We start from the raw sequence: 18300 nt of genomic DNA, 5'->3' as shown, positions 1-18300 counted from the left end.
TACGATCGGCGGCGTGACAGTCCTCGTGCAGCCAGGAGAGGCGCCCGTCGTCGTCGAGGAGCCGAGCACGGATCGTGTGGCGGCGCTCGACCCGCCGCCGTCCGGAGACCGCCTGCGCGGGTGGCTCGTCACCGTCGTCGTGACGCTGGTCGGCGCCTTGGTCCGGTTCTGGAACCTCGGGTATCCGACCGACAAGGGCACGCCGATCTTCGACGAGAAGCACTACGTGCCGCAGACGGCACAGGTGCTGCGCAACGGCGGCTACGAGGACAACCCCGGCTACGAGCTGATCGTGCACCCGCCGCTCGCCAAGCAGCTGATGGCGATCGGCCAGGAGCTCTTCGGCTACGACGGGGTCGGCTGGCGGTTCGCCTCCGCGCTCGCGGGCACGATCACGATCCTGCTGATCGTCCGGATCGCCCGCCGCCTGACCCGCTCGGACCTGCTGGGCGCGCTGGCCGGCGTGCTGCTCATCGCGGACGGCGTCTCGCACGTCCAGTCGCGGATGGGCATGCTCGACATCTTCCTGGCGCTGTTCGTCGTCGCCGCGTTCGGCTGTCTGGTCGTGGACCGCGAGCAGATGAGAGAACGACTCGCCGTGGCCGTGCGCGAGGGGTTCGTGGGGAACTCGGCGTTCGGCCCGTGGCTGGGCTTCCGCTGGTGGCGCTTCGGTGCGGGCGTGATGCTCGGTCTGGCGTGCGGCGTCAAGTGGTCGGGCATCTGGTACATCGCCGCGTTCGGGCTGCTGACGGTCGTCTGGAGCGCGCTGGCCCGCCGGGACGCCGGTGTCGAGGAGCCCTGGCTCGGCACGATCGCGAAGGACCTGCTGCCCTCGCTCGGCGGTCTCGTCGCGATCCCCGTGCTGGTGTACGTCGCGACCTGGTTCCCGTGGATGGCCAGCGAGACCGGCATCGACCGGCACGTGGTCGGCACCAAGGTCCAGGACGTCTGGTACATCCCCGACGTCCTGCAGTCGTTGTGGTTCAACGCCAAGAACGTCTACAAGTTCCACGTCGAGCTGGTCACCTCGGCGACCAACCGGCACCCGTGGGAGTCGAAGCCGTGGACGTGGCCGATGGGCCTGCGTCCGATGCTCTACTACTACGAGAACAACGTCACCGGTTGCGGCGCGGCGTCGTGCCTCGGCGCGATCATGCTGATCGGCACGCCCGCGATGTGGTGGCTCGCGTTCCCGGTGATCGGCTGGGCGGTCTGGCGTTCGATCGGCCGGATCGACTGGCGCTACGCCGCCGTGCTCGTCGGGTACATGGCCGGTCTGCTGCCGTGGTTCCTCAACCTCGACCGGCAGATGTACTTCTTCTACGTCACGCCGATGGCGCCGTTCCTGGTGCTGATGATCGTGCTGGCGCTCGGGGAGATCCTCGGCCGTCGCGGTGCCGGTTCCGAACGCCGCGGCACGGGCCTGCTCGTGGTCGCGCTGTACGTCGGCATCGTGGTGGCGAACTTCGTGTGGCTGTGGCCGATCCTGAACGGCAACCCGATCACCCCCGAGATGTGGCAGCAGGAGCTCTGGCTGCCCAGCTGGAGATGACCGGCGCGACCGGCTACCCCGGTTTCCGCACCGACGTCCAGGCGCTGCGGGCGATCGCGGTCGCGGCCGTGGTGGTCAACCACTTCTGGCCGAACGCGATGACCGGCGGGTACATCGGCGTCGACGTCTTCTTCGTCATCTCCGGTTACCTGATCACCTCGCACCTCGACCGCGAGATCGTCCGCACCGGCCGGGTGCGGATCGGGCAGTTCTACGCGCGGCGCGTCCGGCGGCTGCTGCCCGCCGCGTTCCTCGTGCTCGGCGTCTCCGTGGTGCTGGCGTACTTCCTGCTGCCGTACCCGCGGTGGAAGGCCAACGCCGGTGAGGTCGTCGCCTCCGCCCTGTACTGGGAGAACTGGCTGCTCGCGGCGAAGTCGGTGAACTACTCGGCGTCCCACGAGGCGGCGAGCCTCGTCCAGCACTACTGGTCGTTGTCGGTGGAGGAGCAGTTCTACCTGTTCTGGCCGCTGCTCCTGCTCGGGCTGGGCAAGATCGGCACGCGGCGCGCGTTCGTGGTGCCGGGCCTCGTGGTGCTCGGCCTGCTTTCGCTGGGGCTCAGCGTGTGGTGGACGATCACGTCGCCCTCGCCCGCGTACTTCGTGACTCCCGCGCGCGTGTGGGAGTTCGCGATCGGCGCCGGCGTGGCGCTGGCCGCGTCCCGGCTCGTGCTGCCGAAGGTTCCCGCGTTCCTGGCCTCGTTCGCGGGCCTGGCGATGATCTTCGTCGCCGCGTTCCGGTACGACCACCACACGCCGTTCCCCGGCTACCTGGCGCTGCTCCCGGCGGTGGGCACGGCGCTGGTGATCGTCTCGGGCCTGCGTCCAGGACGTCAGTGGCACACGTTCCTGACCGCGTCGCGCCCCGTGCAGTTCCTCGGCGACATCAGCTACTCGCTCTACCTGTGGCACTGGCCGGTCCTGCTGATCGCGCCGTTCGCGTTGCGGCGCGAGCTGACCCTGCCGTGGTCGCTCGGGCTGACCGCGCTGTCGGTGGTGCTGGCGTGGCTGACGAAGGTGCTGGTCGAGGACCGCGGCCGCACGTGGACGCCGCTCGTGAGCTCCCCGAGGCTGACCCTCACCGCCATGGTCACCGGCATGGCGCTCGTCGCCGGGCTCGCGGGCGGTCTGCAGTGGACGTACGTGCGGCACGTCGCGCAGGCCGAACGGGACGTGGCCGCGGCAGCCGCACACCGCACCGCCTGTTACGGCGCCGGTGCCATGGTCGGCACCAACGACTGCAAGGACCCGTTCGGACCGGCGTTCGTGACCGAGATGGGCCCCGCGAACGAGTACGGGCGCGCCGCGCCGGAGTGCCGGCCGGTCGAGGAGCTCAGGGTCGGCGGCGACCTGCCGACCAAGATCTGCGACTTCAGCGGCGGCAACCCCGCGGCGAGGAAGGTGTGGCTGGTCGGCGACTCGCACGCCGAGCAGTGGCAGACCCCGCTGTACCGGCTGGCCCGCGAGAACGGCTGGCTGCTGAAGCTCAGCATCCTCGGCGCCTGCCCGTTCGCGGACATCCGGTTCACCGGCCTGCCGGGCAAGAACAACCAGATCTGCATGGACTGGTCCGCGCAGATGACCGACATGATCGTCTCCGACCGCCCGTCACTGGTGCTGACGGCGTTCTTCGCCCGCCGGGAGGGCGCGGACGACGGCAGCGGCCGCTCCCAGACCGACCAGTACCGCGAAGGCCTGGAACCGAGGTGGGCCAAGTGGACCGACGCCGGTGCGCGCGTGATCGTGCTGGCCGACCCGCCGCTCAACGGGGACGTCCGGTCTCCCGACTGCGTGGTGCTGCACCCGTCGAACCCGGTGGCCTGCGCGGTCCCGAGGCCCACCGCGCAACCCACCGACCCGCTGGCCGAGGTCGCCAGGACCTCACCGAACCCCGGGGTGTCGCTGATCGACCTGACCGACTACTTCTGCGACGCGGCGCAGTGCTACTCCGTGATCGGGAACGTGACCGTGTACTTCGACGGCGATCACGTCAACAGCGAGTACAGCCGCACGCTCACCCCGATGCTCGGGGACGCGTTGCGGCGTCTGGGCGGGTAGGCCGTGCGGGGGTGAGTGGTGAGGCGATCGGCGGAAACCGCCTCACCACCCTTCGCGCGGCATCGCCTCCGATGCCGAAGCTTTCGCGGGTGAACCACGGCTTAGGTCGTTGAACGGTGAAGCACCGTTACGGTCGTCGCCGACGTTCACCCGGATCGCCTACATCGGCATGTGCCTCGTGCGCGGCGGAGCCGGCTTGCTGATGACCCTCGTGACCGGGCCTTCCTTGCTCATCCCCTGCTGGTCGAGGAACTGCGCCAGCTGCCCGCGTACCTGCGCGAGCGTCGGGCGGCGGCCGGGCTCCGGGTCCATCGCCGCGAGCAGCAACCGGGCGTGGGCGCTGTTCTGCGGCAGCTTGGTGATCGGTTCGCCCTGGGCGGCGGCCATCAGCGAGGAGATCGGGTTCTCGCGGGAGCCGCGCGGCGGGTGGCCGGTCAGCGCGTAGGAGACGGTCGCGGCCAGCTGCCAGGAGTCCGACGCCGGGGACGCGGTCTCGCCGCGGGCCGTTTCCGGGGCGAGGAAGTCCGGGGTGCCGACCATCATGCCGGTGGCGGTGAGGGTGCTGTCGCCCTTGGAGCGGGCGATGCCGAAGTCGATCAGGTGGGCGGTGCCCTGGCCGTCGACGATCACGTTGGACGGCTTCACGTCGCGGTGCAGGACGCCGCGGTCGTGAGCGGCGGCCAGCGCGTCGGCCATGTTGAGCCACAGGCGGGCGGCGAGCTTGTCGTCGATCAGGCCGTTCTTCAGCACCGTCTCGGACAGCGACGCGCCCTCGATGTACTCCATGACCAGGGCGAGGCCGTCCGGGTCCTGGACGATGTCGAACACCCGGACGCAGTTGGGGTGCCGGACCGCGGCCAGCGCGCGGGCCTCGCGGAGCATGCGCGCCTCGGTCTCGTTGTCCGGGGCGTGCGCGAGCTTCACCGCGACCGTGCGGTCGAGCTGCTCGTCGACGGCCAGCCAGACCGTGCCGAACCCGCCGGAACCGAGCTGGCGGACGCGGCGGAACCGGCCGTTGCCGGGGTTCCAGACCTTGCCGGACTTCTGCACCGGCGCGGGCGCGTCGGCGTTCGCGGCACCCGGTCCGAACGGCAGCGGGCCCGGCGTGTCGGCGAGCACCGCCGGTTGCGACGGCTGCGGCTGGGGCTTGGGCTGCGGCAGCACCTCGGCGACGCGGGTCGGCGGGTACTGGCCGGGATGCGGCGGCGGGGGCTGGTGGATCGGGCGCATCGGCCGGTTCATCGGGGCCGGCTGGTAGGGCGGCACCTGCGCCGGCTGGTACGGCGGCGGCTGCTGCTGGCCCGCCGTGATCGGCTTGGTGGGTGCCTTCTTCTGCTGCTGGGGGTTGTTCTGGGGCAGCTGTGGCTGCGGCGTGCGCGCCACCGGCTGCGGTGGCGGCGGGTTCTGCGCGTTCCGGTCCTGGGAACGGTCGCGGCCGGGGCGGTTCAGCATGGCGGTAGTCAACCCGAAAATTCGCACGACGATTGAGCCGATCACCGCAATCGGCAGAAAGCCCAGCAACACGTGGCCCACGAGGGTCACGGGGAGTGCCGAGGTGGCCGCGAGCAGCACGACGAACGGCGGCCAGAACACGCGGCGCGGCCAGCTGGGCCCGAGCCGGAACGCCGAACCGGCCTGCAGCATCACGAACAGCAGGCAGAGCAACGCCAGCACCACGGTGATGCAGGCGGCGACCAGGAACACCGGCTGCGCGCCCGGCCGCTGGGCCACGCCGATGATCGAAGGAGTGCTGTCGACCAGGTAGTCGCCCTGCTGCAACTGGCCGAAGCAGGTGGTGCCGTCGAGCGTGCCGGAGCCGGGGATCGAGCGGTTCTGCAGCCCCTGCACGGTCCCGCGCATGATCAACCAGGGCAGCACCAGGCAGCTGGCGACGCCGAGCACGGCGAAGATGGCCCCCGTCACCGCGCCGTAGGAGTTGCCGACGATCCGGCGCACCGCGATGGACAGCAGCGCCCCGACCGTGGGGAACAACCCGAGCACCGCACCGAGCGCTGTGGTGGTCCACACCCAGTCACCGGGGCAGACGCCGGCACCCACGAAGCCGTGCAGCCACGTGAGCAAGGACTCCGCGAGCCCCACGACCCACACCACCCCTTCCGCGATCACCCCCAGCCTAGGCGCCCTGACAGCGTACGGTGCGTGATTGGTCTGCGGTTGACGCCACAGCAACCCTTTCCTTGATCACCGCGTTGTACCTCCGTCCCGATCGGCTCCGGTCGGCCTCTACAACGCTTCGGCGCCCGTTGCCGTTGAACGGCGCCGCAACCGTTCATGTCGATCGGGGGTGGCAAAGCGTGACCGGTATCGGCGAGGACTACACGATCGGACACACCCGCCGGGTTCAGCCGTCGTAGACCTCGTGGCTCACCCAGGTGCGCGAGGCGCCTTCCCCGGCCGAGCCGCTGGACGACCGCACGGCCGGATCCGCGGCCATCGGCAGCTCACCGAGGCCGGCGACGTGGTCGACGATCCACAGGTGCCGGGCGGACGGGTTCGGCTCGACGAACGTGTCGCCGAAGCTGTAGGTGGCGACGAGCGAGTCCTGGGCGCCGTACATCTCCACGGTGACCTGGGAGCCGAGCAGGCCCTTCTCGCCGGGGGCGCAGACCAGTTCGAGGCGGGCGCGGATCCACCGGGGGACGTCCGCGGGGTCGGCTTCGAGTTCGGAGGGGACCGCGGTGCAGGAGGTGCCGTGGGCGCGGGCCGCGAAGACCGCGCGGAACACGACGAGCTCACCGGCCGTGCAGCCGGTGAGAACGCGCGCTTCGACGGCCGTGCCCGTCGAGGTGATTTCGGGTCGGGCGGCCGCGCACCTCGCGACCGGGGCAGCGGTCGACGCCGCTGCTCCGCCGGAGGTGGCGGCCACGAGTAATAACGCGGCGGCCACTGATCTCACGCTGGAAAAACTATGTCGGGCCGCCGCGTTCCTCACCTAACTTCACCCCACAGGTGGGTGAGCGCGGAACACGTTCTCCGCCAGGTCACCGCGGCCGATGTCGGTGTTGGCCGCGATCACGTCACCGAGCGACCGGCGGTAGTCGACGCCGTAGCGCGCCCTGATGATCCGCAGGGCCGGGTCGTTGGCGTGGAAGAACCGGTCGCCGTCGCGCAGGGCCTCGAACTGCTTCTTCCAGATGGCGTGCTGCAGTTCGCCGAACTCGCCGCCGGGCAGGCGCGGCTCGGCCATCATGCCGACGATCGCGTCCAGGCCGCTGACGTCGCCGTAGATGGCCTTGAGACGGGCGGCCGTGGTCGTGCGACGGACCCCGGGGCGCACGTGGTCGAGGCTGTTCGGGTCGTTGATCTCGTCGCCCGGCGTGAGCTCGGGGTCGGCGGGGAACGACTCGGTCGCCTCGCCGGTGATCGCGCGGAACGACGGCTTCGGCGCGAGGCCGTAGGCGCGGCGCAGGTCGTTGTAGGCGGCGATGCCGTGGTCGCGGCCGCGTTCCACGTCGAGCGCGGCCACGTCGACCACCGCGGTGAGGCAGCGCGGCACGCAGCCGGGGATGAGGAAGACGATGCTGCGCAACGCGTCCTCGTCGACGACCTCGTCGTTGCGGTTCTCCGGCTGGCGGCCGAAGCTCTGCAGCAGCGGACCGATCTGCACGTCGTCGACCAGGTCGGGGTTGAACGGCAGCAGGCGCGGCGGAATCCCGAGCTCCACCTGGTCACCGGTGACCGTGACGCTCATTCCCTTGGCGCGCAACGCGTCCAGCTGCTGCGGCGAGTACCGGGACGTGTTCGTGACGACCTCGAAGTCGCCGCGCACCATGCTGTGCGAGCGGTAGCCGACGGTCGCGAACTCGTTGGCGAGGCTCGTCCGCACGTCCGGCCGGTAGCCGCGGTACGGCGCGAGCCGCACGCCCATGGCGGGCAGGAACTCCTGGTAGGTGATCCACTGCTGCTCGGCGATCACTACCTTGCGCGCGATCTGGAACCTCTCCTCGTCGGACAGGTGCGAGGGCAACCGGTCGACGATCCTGTTGTGCTCGCGGGCGAACAGCGTCTGCACCGCGGTGATCGTGGCGTTCTCGTTGGCCCGCATGTCACCCGCGACCACACCGGTGCCGGTGGTGATCGCACCGAACGGCCCGGTCATGACCGGCGCGTCCGTCCCGTCGCCGCCGCGGGCCTGCCTCCTCGGCAGCGTGTTGTTGGGCAGCAACAACTTCGCGCCGTCACGCAGCCAGGTCAGCCGGTCCTGCGTGCCGCCGTACACCGCCCAGCCGTCGAGGTACGAGCTGACGATGTTCTTCTGCTGGTGCGGCGTGACGCCGTCGACGACACCGCTGCGCCGCATGGGAATCGAGCCGAGGTCGTTGCGCACGTGCTCCATGGGCGCGTCGTTGTCCCACGGGATCGACGCGTCGGTGGCGGTGTCCTCGCGCAGGCCGAACGTGTGGTCCATGAACTGCGCCCACACCTGGGCCCACTGGCTGACGCCGCGGTCGGAGGGGAGGTTCTGCCTGCCGTCCGCGAAGATCCGGTTGCTGACGTACCGCGCGTTGGGCCCGGCCACCGGCTGCCCGACGCCGTCGGCGTACCTCGTGGGAGCGAGCCGGGTGTACGCCTCGCCGGCGGTGCCCCAGTCCGGATGGGCACGGTTGTTGCCGTGCCCGTCCAGGGCCTGGATCTCGAAACCGGGCGATTCCGCTTGGGAGACACCACTTCCCAGGAGCGTCCCGACGGCCACCAACGCCACTGCTCTGCGCAAGAACTGCATGGCCCGATGATGGCGGGGGCCAATGTGACCGTACGTACTCGTTTGTTCACAGAATGACATGAGCCGGCCAGGGTCCCGGGCCGGCACTTGTCAGTGGTGGTCGTGGTCGTGGTCCGTCGACGGCTGGTAGATGTAGAACATCGTGACCGGCTCGTCGCCCGCGACGGTCTCGTGGTCGACACCCGGCGGCACGAACGCGTAGGACCCCGCGCTCGCCTCGACGCCGCCGATGCTCACCGTGCCGTCGATGACCCACGTGTGCTGCGTCGCGGACGGGTGGTTGTGCCCGACGTCGCGAGCCCCCGGCGCCATCTGGATCAGGCCGACGATCGTGTCACCGCTGGGCGACTTCCACAGCAGCTTGTTCTGCAGCCGTTCGTCGCCGTGCAGCGGGAACGACTTCATCTGCGCGAGAGCGTCAGGCGGGATGACGGTGACTCTGTCCGGCGTACCGGTCATGGGCGCGGCCTTTCGAAGGTGGAGGGGGCGCCGATCATGTCAGGACGATGACGCGTTGACCACAACCGACGCGTTCAGCCGTAGATCGTGGCCTGCTTCGAGGTCTGCCGCACTCCGTTGGGGCCGTTGAAGAAGCGTTCACCCCACGGCGTGAGGTCCGCCGGGTTGAAGGAGCGGACCAGGTCGAGGTACTCGACCCCGCCGCCGTTGCCGCTCCACGACCAGCCGAGGTAACCGATGCCACGGGCCTGGGACTGCGCCATGATCGTGTCCTCGTCCGGGTCGCCGTCGCTGTGCTTGTCGCCGAACTCGCCCACCACCAGGGGCAGCCCCGCCGAGCGGAACGCGTCGAAGTACGCGTTGATCTTCGCGGCCGTGTTGTACACGCCGTACATGTGGACGGAGAACAAGGTGTTGTGCTGCGGGTCGGCGTTGAGCACCGAGGCGGCGTTGTCGCGCATGATGTTCAGCCAGTCCTGGCCCCACATCGGCGCGTCCACCATCAGGAGGTGCTGCAACCCGGCTGCGCGCAACCGCTTGACGGCGTCCTTCGTAGCGTTCGTCCACGCCCAGCTCACCAGCAGATTGCTGCCGAACGGCTCGTTGCCCAGGTTGACCACGACGTAGTTCTCCTGGCCCTTGAGCACGTCGGCGAGGCCGATCCAGTAGCTCGCCGCGTCGTCCAGGGTGGCGGCCCCGAGCTGATCACCCCATCCGGTGGTGTCGTGGGCCTCCAGCACGCAGATCAACCGGTTCTGCTTGCACAGCGCGATGACGCCTGCGACGTCGGCGGCCGAGCTCGGCCCCCACCGCTTGCCGGTGCCCAGCACCACGCGAACGGTGTTGGCGCCCAAGGACTTGATGTCCGCGAACGCGCGGGTCTGCCCCTGGAACCAGACGTGCGGGTGGTTCACGCCCCGCATGACGAAGGCGCTCCCGTTCGCCTCGACGACCCGCGTGCCGCTGACCCGCAGACCTGTCGCGGCCTCGGCGGGTTGCGTGCCGACCAGGATCGACGCCATCAACGCGAGCACGCTCGCGACACTCAGCCTTGTGGTCACAGCGGCAGATGCAACCGCACGGACGTGACCTTGACAAGGGCCGATCCTCAACTGCAACCCACCCTGAAACCGTTGCAGCAGAAGGCCTTCCACCGAACGGTCCACTAAGGTCAACGGGTGTCCCCGCTCCGGGGAGCCGGAAACGACACGTCCTCGACCGCGAACCGCACGGACACCTCCCCCGCACGCTGCTCGATCCACGCGGTGAGGGCGTCGGCCCGGCGGGTCGGCCGCCAGCCCTGCACGATGTTGAGCCGGCGACCGCGCTGCCGCTGCAGTCTGGAGAAGAACTCCGTCAGCCGGACGCCGTCGAACGGGTCGTGCGAGCAGAGGAACAGCACTGTGCCGCGACCGGACACGGCGTACAACATGGCGTTCCCGTGGCCGTCGGTCTCCGCGCAGGCCGACGCGCCGTCGGAGTGCAGTTGCGGGCCGGTCAGCCAGTGGAACGGCGCGCTGTGCATCCACAGCGTTTCCCCGCTCACCGGCACGGCGCACCCCGGATCCACCTGACCGCCGCCAGGCCGGTTGGCGAGGACGGACTCGGGGAGCACGCCCCACCGGATGAGGTAGTTGCGCACCGTCGTGGCCGAGAGGGGGATCCGGAACCTGTTGTTGACCAGTTCGGCGAGCGCCTGGTTCGTCCACAGCCAGTAGCTCAGGCCGACCTCGTCCGGCCCGCAGGTCGTCACGGTCCTGATCGTCCACAGCTGCTGCGCGTACGACAGGGCGAGCTGCTCACCGCGCTGTCTCCCTCGCCGTCTGCTCCGCAGCGCCTCCTCGCCTCTGGAGCGGTACTCGCGGTGCCAGACGCTGATCGTCTGCCGTGAAACGCCGAGCATCCGGGCGACCTCGGCGCGGGAAAGGCCCGAATCGACCGCGGCGACGGCGCGCCGTCGCAGGGCTTCCAGCACGTCGGGGGATACCTTGCGGGCGTCCTGGGGGTACATGCCGTCACCATCCGTTCTGCGGGTCATCACCACTCGCGCGGTGTCAGGGAATGCCCACGGAGACATGCACAATGGCTTCATCGACATCAGATGTGCGAATTTTCAACGACATCTCCCAACGCCCGGATACGGGCAAGGAGAGCGCATTTGAGATGTAATGCCCCGGTAAACCGCTGTAACGCAGCGGCACGGTCAACGGCGCCGGTGAGCGTTCGGGATGACTCAGCGTCACCCCCACCTCGGCGACGTCCTTCGGGCTTCCGCGCTCGTCCAGCACCGCCAGGTGGACCTCGTTGCCCCCGGACGCGCCGGGCGCGACGACGACCGCGATCTTGCCGCGTCCGCCCGCACCACCGGTGTCGAAGTCCGCGATGACGGGCTCACCGGGCGCGGGCTGCCCCACCTCGGCCGGTGGTTTCCGCTCGGCCAGTTCCGCCGCGGCCGAGCTGGTGCCGACCAGGACCGCCGTGAGCCCCAGCACGAGGGCCGCGATGGCCGCCTCGGCTGCGACGACGGCCCCGAAGCGCCGCACCTGCCGATCGCCGGGACCACGTGCCGCCCGGCGCCGGTCGGCGGGTGAAACGACGGGATAGCCGTAGTGGCGCTGGACCCAGCGCCTGGCCAGTGCTCCCAGCGCGAGCAGCACGGCCGCCACCGCGACCTTGCCCAGCAGCACCCGCCCGTAGGACGTGCCGACCAGGGCCGACGGACTGCCCACGAGCCGCCACGACTGGAACACGCCGGTGGCGACCAGCACGAGGACCGACACCAGCGCCACCTGCGAGAAGCGCGGCACCGCCACGCGCATCGCCAACGCGTCGGCGGACCTCACGACGGCACCGATCACGACGAGGCCGCCCAGCCACACGGCCATCGCGGTGAGATGGGCCGTGTCGGCCACCAGGGCCGGTCCGGCCAGGTCCCCGGCTCCGCTGTGCGAGGCGGCACTCCAGGTGAGGGCGAGCACGCACGTCGCCGCCAGCACCACCACGCCTCGGCGCCGGCGCTGGAGATCGGTGGCCTCGCCGTCGCCGGCGCGGCGCAGGAACCTCAGCAGAGCGAGGCCCATCAGCCCGAGCAGCAGCAGACGGGCCAGCACCACCACGCCCAGTCGTGTGCTCGCCGTGCTCGCGATCAGCGACAGGTCGACCGCGGCGGTGAGCGACCGGCCCGTGGCATAAGGCCCGTACAGCAGCAGCACCAGCACCGTGGCCACCAGCAGGCCCCACCACCCGCCCGACAGCAGCAGGCGGACCCGGCGGCCGGCCGCGGGACCGGCCTGGCACCACACGACGAAGAACGCCGCTCCGGCCAGCAGCGCCAGCCCGGCGAAGGACAACCACCGCGCCAGCCCGTACAAGACCGTCACGGCCGGGTCGGCCGCGGTGTGCGCCTGGACCGGTGCCGGCAGCGCCGCCGACGTCGACGGCTGTCCCACGCTGAACACGAAGGCACCGTGCACCGGATGGGTGTCGGCGGAGGTGACCTGCCAGTTCACCGTGTAGGTCCCGTCGGACAGCGCCCTCGGCACGGAGACCACGAGGACTTCCGGCCTGCCCTCGGCGTGCGCCGGGGCGGCGGTGGTGATCGTGTCACCGGCCGGCCCGAGCATCCGCACGCTCGCGAGCCCGAGCTCCACCGGTTCGCTGAAGGTCAGCGACACCTCGGCGGGCGACGTGCCGAGCACCGCCCAGCCCGCGGGACTGGTCGAGATGACGACGGCGTGCGCACCGGCAACGCCTTGAGCTCCCAGCACCGGCAGCAACGCCAGGACGAACGCGATGCACACGCGCGCGAAGTTGTTCACCGCTCTTCCTCTCACCGGGTGACGTGGCAGGCGCGAGGTCGACGGCAGGCGAAGAGCCGTCGACCTCGCTGGCTCTCAGACCCGTGCCGGTTTCTTCCCGGCCGGTTCCTCCTGCGCGGCAACGCTGTCCGCCGGCGCGAACGGCCGTCGCCGCCGGGTCACCGACACCCCGAGCGCGACCAGGCCGATCAGCAGTCCGGCCCCGCCGAGCACTCGGCCCAGCCTGTCGGTTCCCGCGGCGGGCGTGGCCGGTGCGGCGGCGACCGCCGGTGCGGCCACCGACAACGTCGGAGCCGGGTGCTCAGGCTTGGGGCCGCCCTCGGTCTGGACGTCGATCCACCTGACCACCTCACCGCTCGAGTAGGTCTGCAGGGCCTTGAACACCAGCTTGGTGCTCGTCGCCGGCAGCCTCCCCATCGAGACGCCGAACTCCTGGAACTGTCCGGGTTGGACGGTTCCGCCCTCCCAGACGATGCCCGTCACGACCTCACCGGACGAGTCCTCGTCCGACTGGCCGGCCACGTTCGCCTTCTCCTTCTTCGTGGTCGCCGTCCAGCCGGGAACCGGTTGCACGGACACCGAAGCGAACCGGTGGTCGGCGGGGAGGCTCACCTCCAGCCGCGTCGTCGAGGCGTCCGCGCGCTCGTTCGGCACCCGGAACACCACTCTGGCGTAACCGCCCGGTTCCGCGGTGCCCGGTGAGACGGTGACGTGCGCCGACGCGGCCGACGGGAACACGACGACGAGGAACGCTGCCAGGACGACGAGCACGGTGCTGGGCCGGGACATGGATTTTCCTTCCGCAGTAGGAGATTCGTCGCTGTCGCAGGTGCTCGGCACGGCTCAGCCGCCCAGCGGGAGCGGCAGGCCGACCGCGGGCGGGTCGACGTTGAAGATCGACACCAGCCCGGCCATCCCGGTGTGGGTCTCGGAGTGGGAGAAGATGTGGCAGTGGATCATCCACTTGCCCACCCTGGTCGGGGTCCAGACGATGTCGTAGGTCTGGCCGACACCGACGAGCAAGGTGTCCATCTGCTGCGGCAGCGGTAGTCGTCTGCCGTCCTGCGCGACCAGTTCGAAGTAGCCGCCGTGCAGGTGGATGGGGTGGATCATCTCGGGGCCGGAGCCGATCAACCGGATCCGCACCCGCTCGCCCACGCGCGCCCGCAGCGGCACGGTGGCGGGGAAGCTCTTGCCGTTGAACACGAACCCGAGCGCGCCGTCGCCGACGATCAGCCGGTAGTCGCGGGCGGCGGAGATGTCACCGAGCCTGGGCACCACCTCCAGCGAGCCGTAGAGCCCCCTGCCCTCCTGCTCGCCGTGCATGTGCGAGTGGTACCAATGGGTTCCGGTGCTGATCGCCTTCCACTCGTAGGTGAAGCTCTGCCCCGGCTCGATCTCGGGCTGGGTGAGGCCGGGCACGCCGTCCTGGTCGTTGGGCAGGTCCATGCCGTGCCAGTGCAACGAGGTGCTCTCCGGCAGGTCGTTCTGGACGATGAAGCGCACGGTGTCGCCCTCGTTGACCCGGATGACCGGACCGGGCACGGTTCCGTTGTAGGCGAAGGCCTGCCGGACGTTGCCGGGCGAGACCTCCCACGACAGCGGCGCCGCGCGCAGGCGGAACACCTTGACCCCGCCGACCACCTCGTACGGGGCCAGGTGGGTCCCGTCACCGAGGTCGTCGCTCGCCGCGGCCGGCAGCACCGGATCCACAGTGGACTCCCTCAGGACGCTCGACGTGGTCACGCCCGCGAGGGCGATCAGGACGGCGAGCAGAACCGTCAGCACCGGCAGGAACTTGCGCTGTCTAACCAAGTCTGTGGACATGAGTCGCCTCCCGCTGGGAAGCCGCGGGCCGGGAAGCCGTCGTCGAACGGCTTCCCGTCCCGCGGTGAGGGGTGTCAGCAATCAGTGGCGTAGGTGAGCGGGTGCCGCTGACGACAGGTCAGCTGGTCGTTCACCGGATTGCCGGGCACCTTCTGCACCCAGCCGTTGTAGACGAGCGGCACGGCGAGCACGCCCATACCGCCCATCCCCATGTGGTCGACGACCTGGTCGTCCGACGCGGTGGCGGACGTCGCGTCGAGCACCATCTTCCCGACCACGGCGGCATCGGACGGATCGCCGTCGCCGTTCGGGTCGATGTCGACGACCGCGAGGGTGTTGGCGAACTTGCTGGAGACGTAGGCGTAGTAGCCGCCGCCCTTCTTCGCCCCGTAGTTGATGCCGTGGCAACCGGAGTCGCACGGCAACCACTTCACGATCTCGTCGGTCTTCGGGTTGATGACGGTGATGTTCGACGTCAACGTGTTGGCCACCAACAGCGCGTTGCCGTCCGGGCTCACCGGCAGCTGGATCGGCAGACCGCCGAACGAGCCGTGGTCGCCGGCCACCGGGTCGTAGTTGTGCCACAGGTCGATCTGCTTGTTGTGCACCGTGGCGCCGCCGTCCTTGCACGCGTCGGCCTTGAGCGAGATGCAGGACACCGTCCCGCCCATGAAGTTGGCCTCGTACGCCTTGGCGCCGTCGGGCGTGATGCCCGTGGCGATCGGCAGTTCACCGGTCGCCTCCTTGCGGATGTTGCCGGTCGCGATGTCCACGACGGTGGAGTCGTAGGTGTTGACGTTCGGCGTGACCATGGTCGTGCCGTCACCGGTCATCCAGTGGGCGTGCGGGTGCGCGACCTTCTCACCCGGACCCTGCACCGGGATGCGCCGGTCGATCTTCGTGCCGCCCGGCGAGAGCTCGACCACCGACGCGCCACCGTTGATCGCGACGTGCAGCTGGTCGGTGTCCGTTCTCGTCATCACGTGCGACGGGTCGGGCCCGACCTCGATCTGCCGGACGAACCTGCCGGTCGCCCGCTCGAAGACGTCGAGCTTGTTGCCGAACCACTCGGTTTGGTAGATGTACCGCTCGTCCTTGTCGGTCCACATGTTGTGCGGGTTGTTCATGTTGACCTCGGGCAACGCCACCTTGCGGTCGACCTTCCAGGTGGAGACGTCGACCTTGGTCGCGGTGCCGGACTTGGCCTTGCCCGCCGTCTTCTCTAGCTCGGTGTCGATCCACACCTCGCCCACGCCGGGTGTGCCCGGCCGCTGGTTGAGCGCCGGCAGGGTCTTCGGCAGGCCGAACTTGTTCTTGAAGTAGGCGTCCAGCAACGGGACGAGCTGCGGCGTTCCGTTCGAGTCGTACATCAGGATCGGCGCGGGCGGGTACGTCGGGTTCCACGTCCGCTGCTCGGTGTTGCTGAACTTCTGCCAGTTGTTCGGCGCGGTGATGTTGAAGAACTTCAACACCAGCTGCGAGATGATGTCGGCGTCGGACGGGACGTTCAGCGCACGGCTGTTGATCTTCAGCTTCTTGCCGAAGTCGAGGCCGGGCGTGAGCGGGTCGTCCACGACGACCGCACCGAGCATGTACGGGTGGATCTTGCAGACGAACGCGTAGAGGCCGGGTTCGGTCAGCTGCACGGTCGTGCTGCCGACGAAGGCGCCCGGCTGGTCGAACGGGAAGCCCTGCGCCCCCTCCGGCCAGATCAGGTTCGTGATCGTGTGCGCCGACTGCGCGTTCGGGCTCGAGATGTCGAAGTTCACCGTCACGGGCAGGCTGATCGTGGCGGTCTGGACGTACTTCTGGATGTCGGCCAGCACCTTCATCAGCTCCACGCCGACCGGCAGGTCGGTCAGCGCGGTCTTCGTGCTGGCCGGGCGGGCCGCCATCTGCTGGGACAGCTGGGTGATCAGGGTGTTCGCCTTGATCGCCCGCAGGTCGAGCGGCGGCATGACCTTGCCGATCGCGCTGCGCAGCTTGTCCAGCCCGAGCAGCTTCTCCACGTCCACGCCGAGGCCCTGGAGCAGCGTGCCGTTGAGCGGCAGCTGCGTCAGCCGCGACAGGTCACCGTTGAGCAGATTGCTCGCGTCCGAACCGAGCAGAGCGCCGTTGCCCAGCAGCGGAAGACCGTTCAGCGGCACGCCGGGGATGAGCCCGCCGGTCTTCACCCGCGGCAGTTCGGCCACGGCGAGGGACCTGGTGCCGAACAGGTTGAGATTCGTGTCGTACCACGAGCCCTGGTTGTCGGTGAGGTGGAACGACACCGGCAGAGGTCCACCACCGATCGGCGCCCCACCCGAACCGGTGGTCGTCGTCGGAGCGGGCGTGTTGGAACTCGTGGTGGTCGTGGTCGTGGGCACCGTCGTGGTCGTCGGCGACGTGGTGGTCGTCGTCGGCCCCGTTGTGGTCGTGGGCGGGGCGCCGCCGACCACGATCGACCCGAGCATGTCCGGGTGGAAACGGCAGTGGTAGTTGACGGTGCCCGCGGAGGTGAACGTGAACGAGTACGACTCGCCGGGGTTCACGTCCGAGGACAGCGGACCGCCGGTCACGCTGTGCGTGACACCGTTGGTCTCATTGTTGGTCCACCTGACGGTGTCACCGACGTTGACGTTCAAATTCGCCGGGTTGTACTGCAGGTTCTGCAGCGACACCGAGAACGTGGCCGCGGTGGCCGCCGGTGTGTTCAACCCGATCGCGGTCAGGGCGAGCAACAACGCGGAACCGAACGCGAGTGCTCGTGCTCCGCGCCGTCTCCTCCTTGACGAGAAGATGCGTGATAGGTGTGGAGAGCGCATCGATTTCCCTTCTGACACCTCTTGCGGCACATCGGAAAACTCCACGCATGACAAACAACACCCCGTTGAGGTTTCGTTTCTCCGCATTAGCACCCAACAGCGCTGCGGCTCACATCTGCGGTGGTGCACCGGCCGTCACGTGAAGACACCTAAATAGTCGTGCGGCCAATGTCCGAGGAATTACCCGAGCGTTAACGATCTGTCAACTGAGTCGCACTCGCGTCCATCCCGTGATGTGACCAAGAGCTAACGAGATATTCCGCGCCACCCCATGCACGACATCGCGCCCGGCTTTCCCGGCCAGTATATCTGCAGGTCAACGCCCTGATCAGTAAGCCTGACAAGTGACAAGCATTTGCTTTTCAAAGTTGACACCCGACAGTTTCGCACCCATTCGACAACGCCGGATCAAGAAACTTGTTCCCCGAATGGACCTGGCCAAAACATCCGCAAGGATGCCACCATGACCCGTCGTACCGACCACCTTCGCAGCAATACCCGAATCCACTGACAAGAGAGAGCGGTGGGATATGCCGTCAGCCATGAGCACCCGCAAAGCCGGCCCGCTGGCGCCTCCCCCCACCGGCCGAGGCCACCGGCGAGCCTGGTGGGCAGCGGCAGCCGGCCTCACCGCGGCCGCGATCGCCGCCGCGACCGTCTTCGGCCTCACCGACAACGATCCCGCACCCGTTCCGACCACCCACACGGTCGTCTACGAGATCACCGGCCCTGGCGGCAGGGCGCCCGAGATCAGGTTCGGCGTCGAGGGGACGAACAACGTCGAGAAGGCCGAGGCCGTCGGCCTGCCGTGGCGCAAGGAACTGACCATCCCCGCAGGACCCGGTCTCACCGTGGCACAGGTCATGGCGACCAACGGCCAGGGCGAGTCGATCTCGTGCACCATCACGGTCGACGGCCACGTCGTCGCCAACAACACGGCCAAGGGCGAGTACACCACCGTGTCGTGCTCGAACATGATCACCCCGGTGACACGGGGATGACACCGTCCAATGTGGACGTGATCATCACGGAGAACACGTCG

At 69.2% G+C, this 18300-nt stretch carries 13 protein-coding genes; 3 read left to right on the top strand and 10 right to left on the bottom strand.

The features are described 5' to 3' along the window. Nucleotides 1-13: 13 nt before the first annotated feature. Both ACWEIJ_RS26830 and ACWEIJ_RS26825 read left to right on the top strand, forming a co-directional pair. A complete protein-coding gene (locus ACWEIJ_RS26830; RefSeq protein WP_449839990.1) occupies nucleotides 14-1552 on the top strand; it encodes a dolichyl-phosphate-mannose--protein mannosyltransferase in 1539 nt (512 codons plus the stop codon). Then, the gene (locus ACWEIJ_RS26825) at nucleotides 1516-3606 is read left to right on the top strand and encodes an acyltransferase family protein (RefSeq protein ID WP_449839989.1); all 2091 of its coding nucleotides are present in this window, start codon (nucleotides 1516-1518) and stop codon (nucleotides 3604-3606) included. Before ACWEIJ_RS26830 ends, ACWEIJ_RS26825 begins: the two co-directional genes overlap by 37 nt. A gap of 159 nt (nucleotides 3607-3765) precedes the next feature. Here ACWEIJ_RS26825 and ACWEIJ_RS26820 read toward each other — a convergent pair whose 3' ends face one another. The 10 genes from ACWEIJ_RS26820 to ACWEIJ_RS26775 all read right to left on the bottom strand — a co-directional run bounded on the left by ACWEIJ_RS26820 (nucleotide 3766) and on the right by ACWEIJ_RS26775 (nucleotide 17177). Further along, nucleotides 3766-5706: a serine/threonine-protein kinase gene (locus ACWEIJ_RS26820; protein WP_449839988.1), complete on the bottom strand. Its 1941-nt coding sequence runs from the start codon at nucleotides 5704-5706 to the stop codon at nucleotides 3766-3768. Nucleotides 5707-5968: 262 nt separating this feature from the next. Continuing rightward, nucleotides 5969-6523, bottom strand: a complete 555-nt coding sequence (locus tag ACWEIJ_RS26815) for a hypothetical protein (protein ID WP_449839987.1) — start codon at nucleotides 6521-6523, stop codon at nucleotides 5969-5971. Between the two features lie 42 nt (nucleotides 6524-6565). After that, nucleotides 6566-8350: a peroxidase family protein gene (locus ACWEIJ_RS26810; protein WP_449839986.1), complete on the bottom strand. Its 1785-nt coding sequence runs from the start codon at nucleotides 8348-8350 to the stop codon at nucleotides 6566-6568. A gap of 90 nt (nucleotides 8351-8440) precedes the next feature. Further along, nucleotides 8441-8809, bottom strand: a complete 369-nt coding sequence (locus tag ACWEIJ_RS26805; protein WP_449839985.1) for a cupin domain-containing protein — start codon at nucleotides 8807-8809, stop codon at nucleotides 8441-8443. A 74-nt stretch (nucleotides 8810-8883) separates the two neighbouring features. Next, nucleotides 8884-9870: a glycoside hydrolase family 5 protein gene (locus ACWEIJ_RS26800; RefSeq protein ID WP_449839984.1), complete on the bottom strand. Its 987-nt coding sequence runs from the start codon at nucleotides 9868-9870 to the stop codon at nucleotides 8884-8886. A gap of 110 nt (nucleotides 9871-9980) precedes the next feature. Then, nucleotides 9981-10820, bottom strand: coding sequence for a helix-turn-helix domain-containing protein (locus tag ACWEIJ_RS26795; RefSeq protein ID WP_449839983.1), 840 nt, complete (start codon nucleotides 10818-10820; stop codon nucleotides 9981-9983). Nucleotides 10821-10863: 43 nt separating this feature from the next. Further along, a complete protein-coding gene (locus tag ACWEIJ_RS26790; RefSeq protein ID WP_449839982.1) occupies nucleotides 10864-12627 on the bottom strand; it encodes a copper resistance CopC/CopD family protein in 1764 nt (587 codons plus the stop codon). Between the two features lie 75 nt (nucleotides 12628-12702). After that, on the bottom strand, nucleotides 12703-13416 hold the full coding sequence (locus ACWEIJ_RS26785; protein WP_449839981.1) for a YcnI family copper-binding membrane protein: 714 nt from the start codon (nucleotides 13414-13416) through the stop codon (nucleotides 12703-12705). A gap of 54 nt (nucleotides 13417-13470) precedes the next feature. Further along, on the bottom strand, nucleotides 13471-14454 hold the full coding sequence (locus tag ACWEIJ_RS26780) for a multicopper oxidase family protein (RefSeq protein ID WP_449839980.1): 984 nt from the start codon (nucleotides 14452-14454) through the stop codon (nucleotides 13471-13473). A gap of 74 nt (nucleotides 14455-14528) precedes the next feature. Further along, nucleotides 14529-17177: a cupredoxin domain-containing protein gene (locus ACWEIJ_RS26775; RefSeq protein WP_449839979.1), complete on the bottom strand. Its 2649-nt coding sequence runs from the start codon at nucleotides 17175-17177 to the stop codon at nucleotides 14529-14531. A 623-nt stretch (nucleotides 17178-17800) separates the two neighbouring features. Here ACWEIJ_RS26775 and ACWEIJ_RS26770 point away from each other — a divergent pair. Continuing rightward, entirely contained in the window at nucleotides 17801-18259 is a 459-nt protein-coding gene (locus ACWEIJ_RS26770) for an MmpS family transport accessory protein (RefSeq protein ID WP_449839978.1), read from the top strand. Nucleotides 18260-18300: the final 41 nt, after the last annotated feature.

It is taken from the genome of Lentzea sp. NPDC004789 (genome assembly GCF_053601075.1).
The sequence above is the reverse complement of the archived record's forward strand: the minus strand, read 5'-3'. Positions and strand labels throughout refer to the sequence as shown.

Bases quoted from the DNA above. Each gene is read 5' to 3' on its own strand.
- ACWEIJ_RS26805 (WP_449839985.1), bottom strand. From the start codon at position 8,809: ATGACCGGTACGCCGGACAGAGTCACCGTCATCCCGCCTGACGCTCTC.
- ACWEIJ_RS26770 (WP_449839978.1), top strand. From the start codon at position 17,801: ATGAGCACCCGCAAAGCCGGCCCGCTGGCGCCTCCCCCCACCGGCCGA.
- ACWEIJ_RS26795 (WP_449839983.1), bottom strand. From the start codon at position 10,820: ATGTACCCCCAGGACGCCCGCAAGGTATCCCCCGACGTGCTGGAAGCC.
- ACWEIJ_RS26785 (WP_449839981.1), bottom strand. From the start codon at position 13,416: ATGTCCCGGCCCAGCACCGTGCTCGTCGTCCTGGCAGCGTTCCTCGTC.
- ACWEIJ_RS26810 (WP_449839986.1), bottom strand. From the start codon at position 8,350: ATGCAGTTCTTGCGCAGAGCAGTGGCGTTGGTGGCCGTCGGGACGCTC.
- ACWEIJ_RS26780 (WP_449839980.1), bottom strand. From the start codon at position 14,454: ATGTCCACAGACTTGGTTAGACAGCGCAAGTTCCTGCCGGTGCTGACG.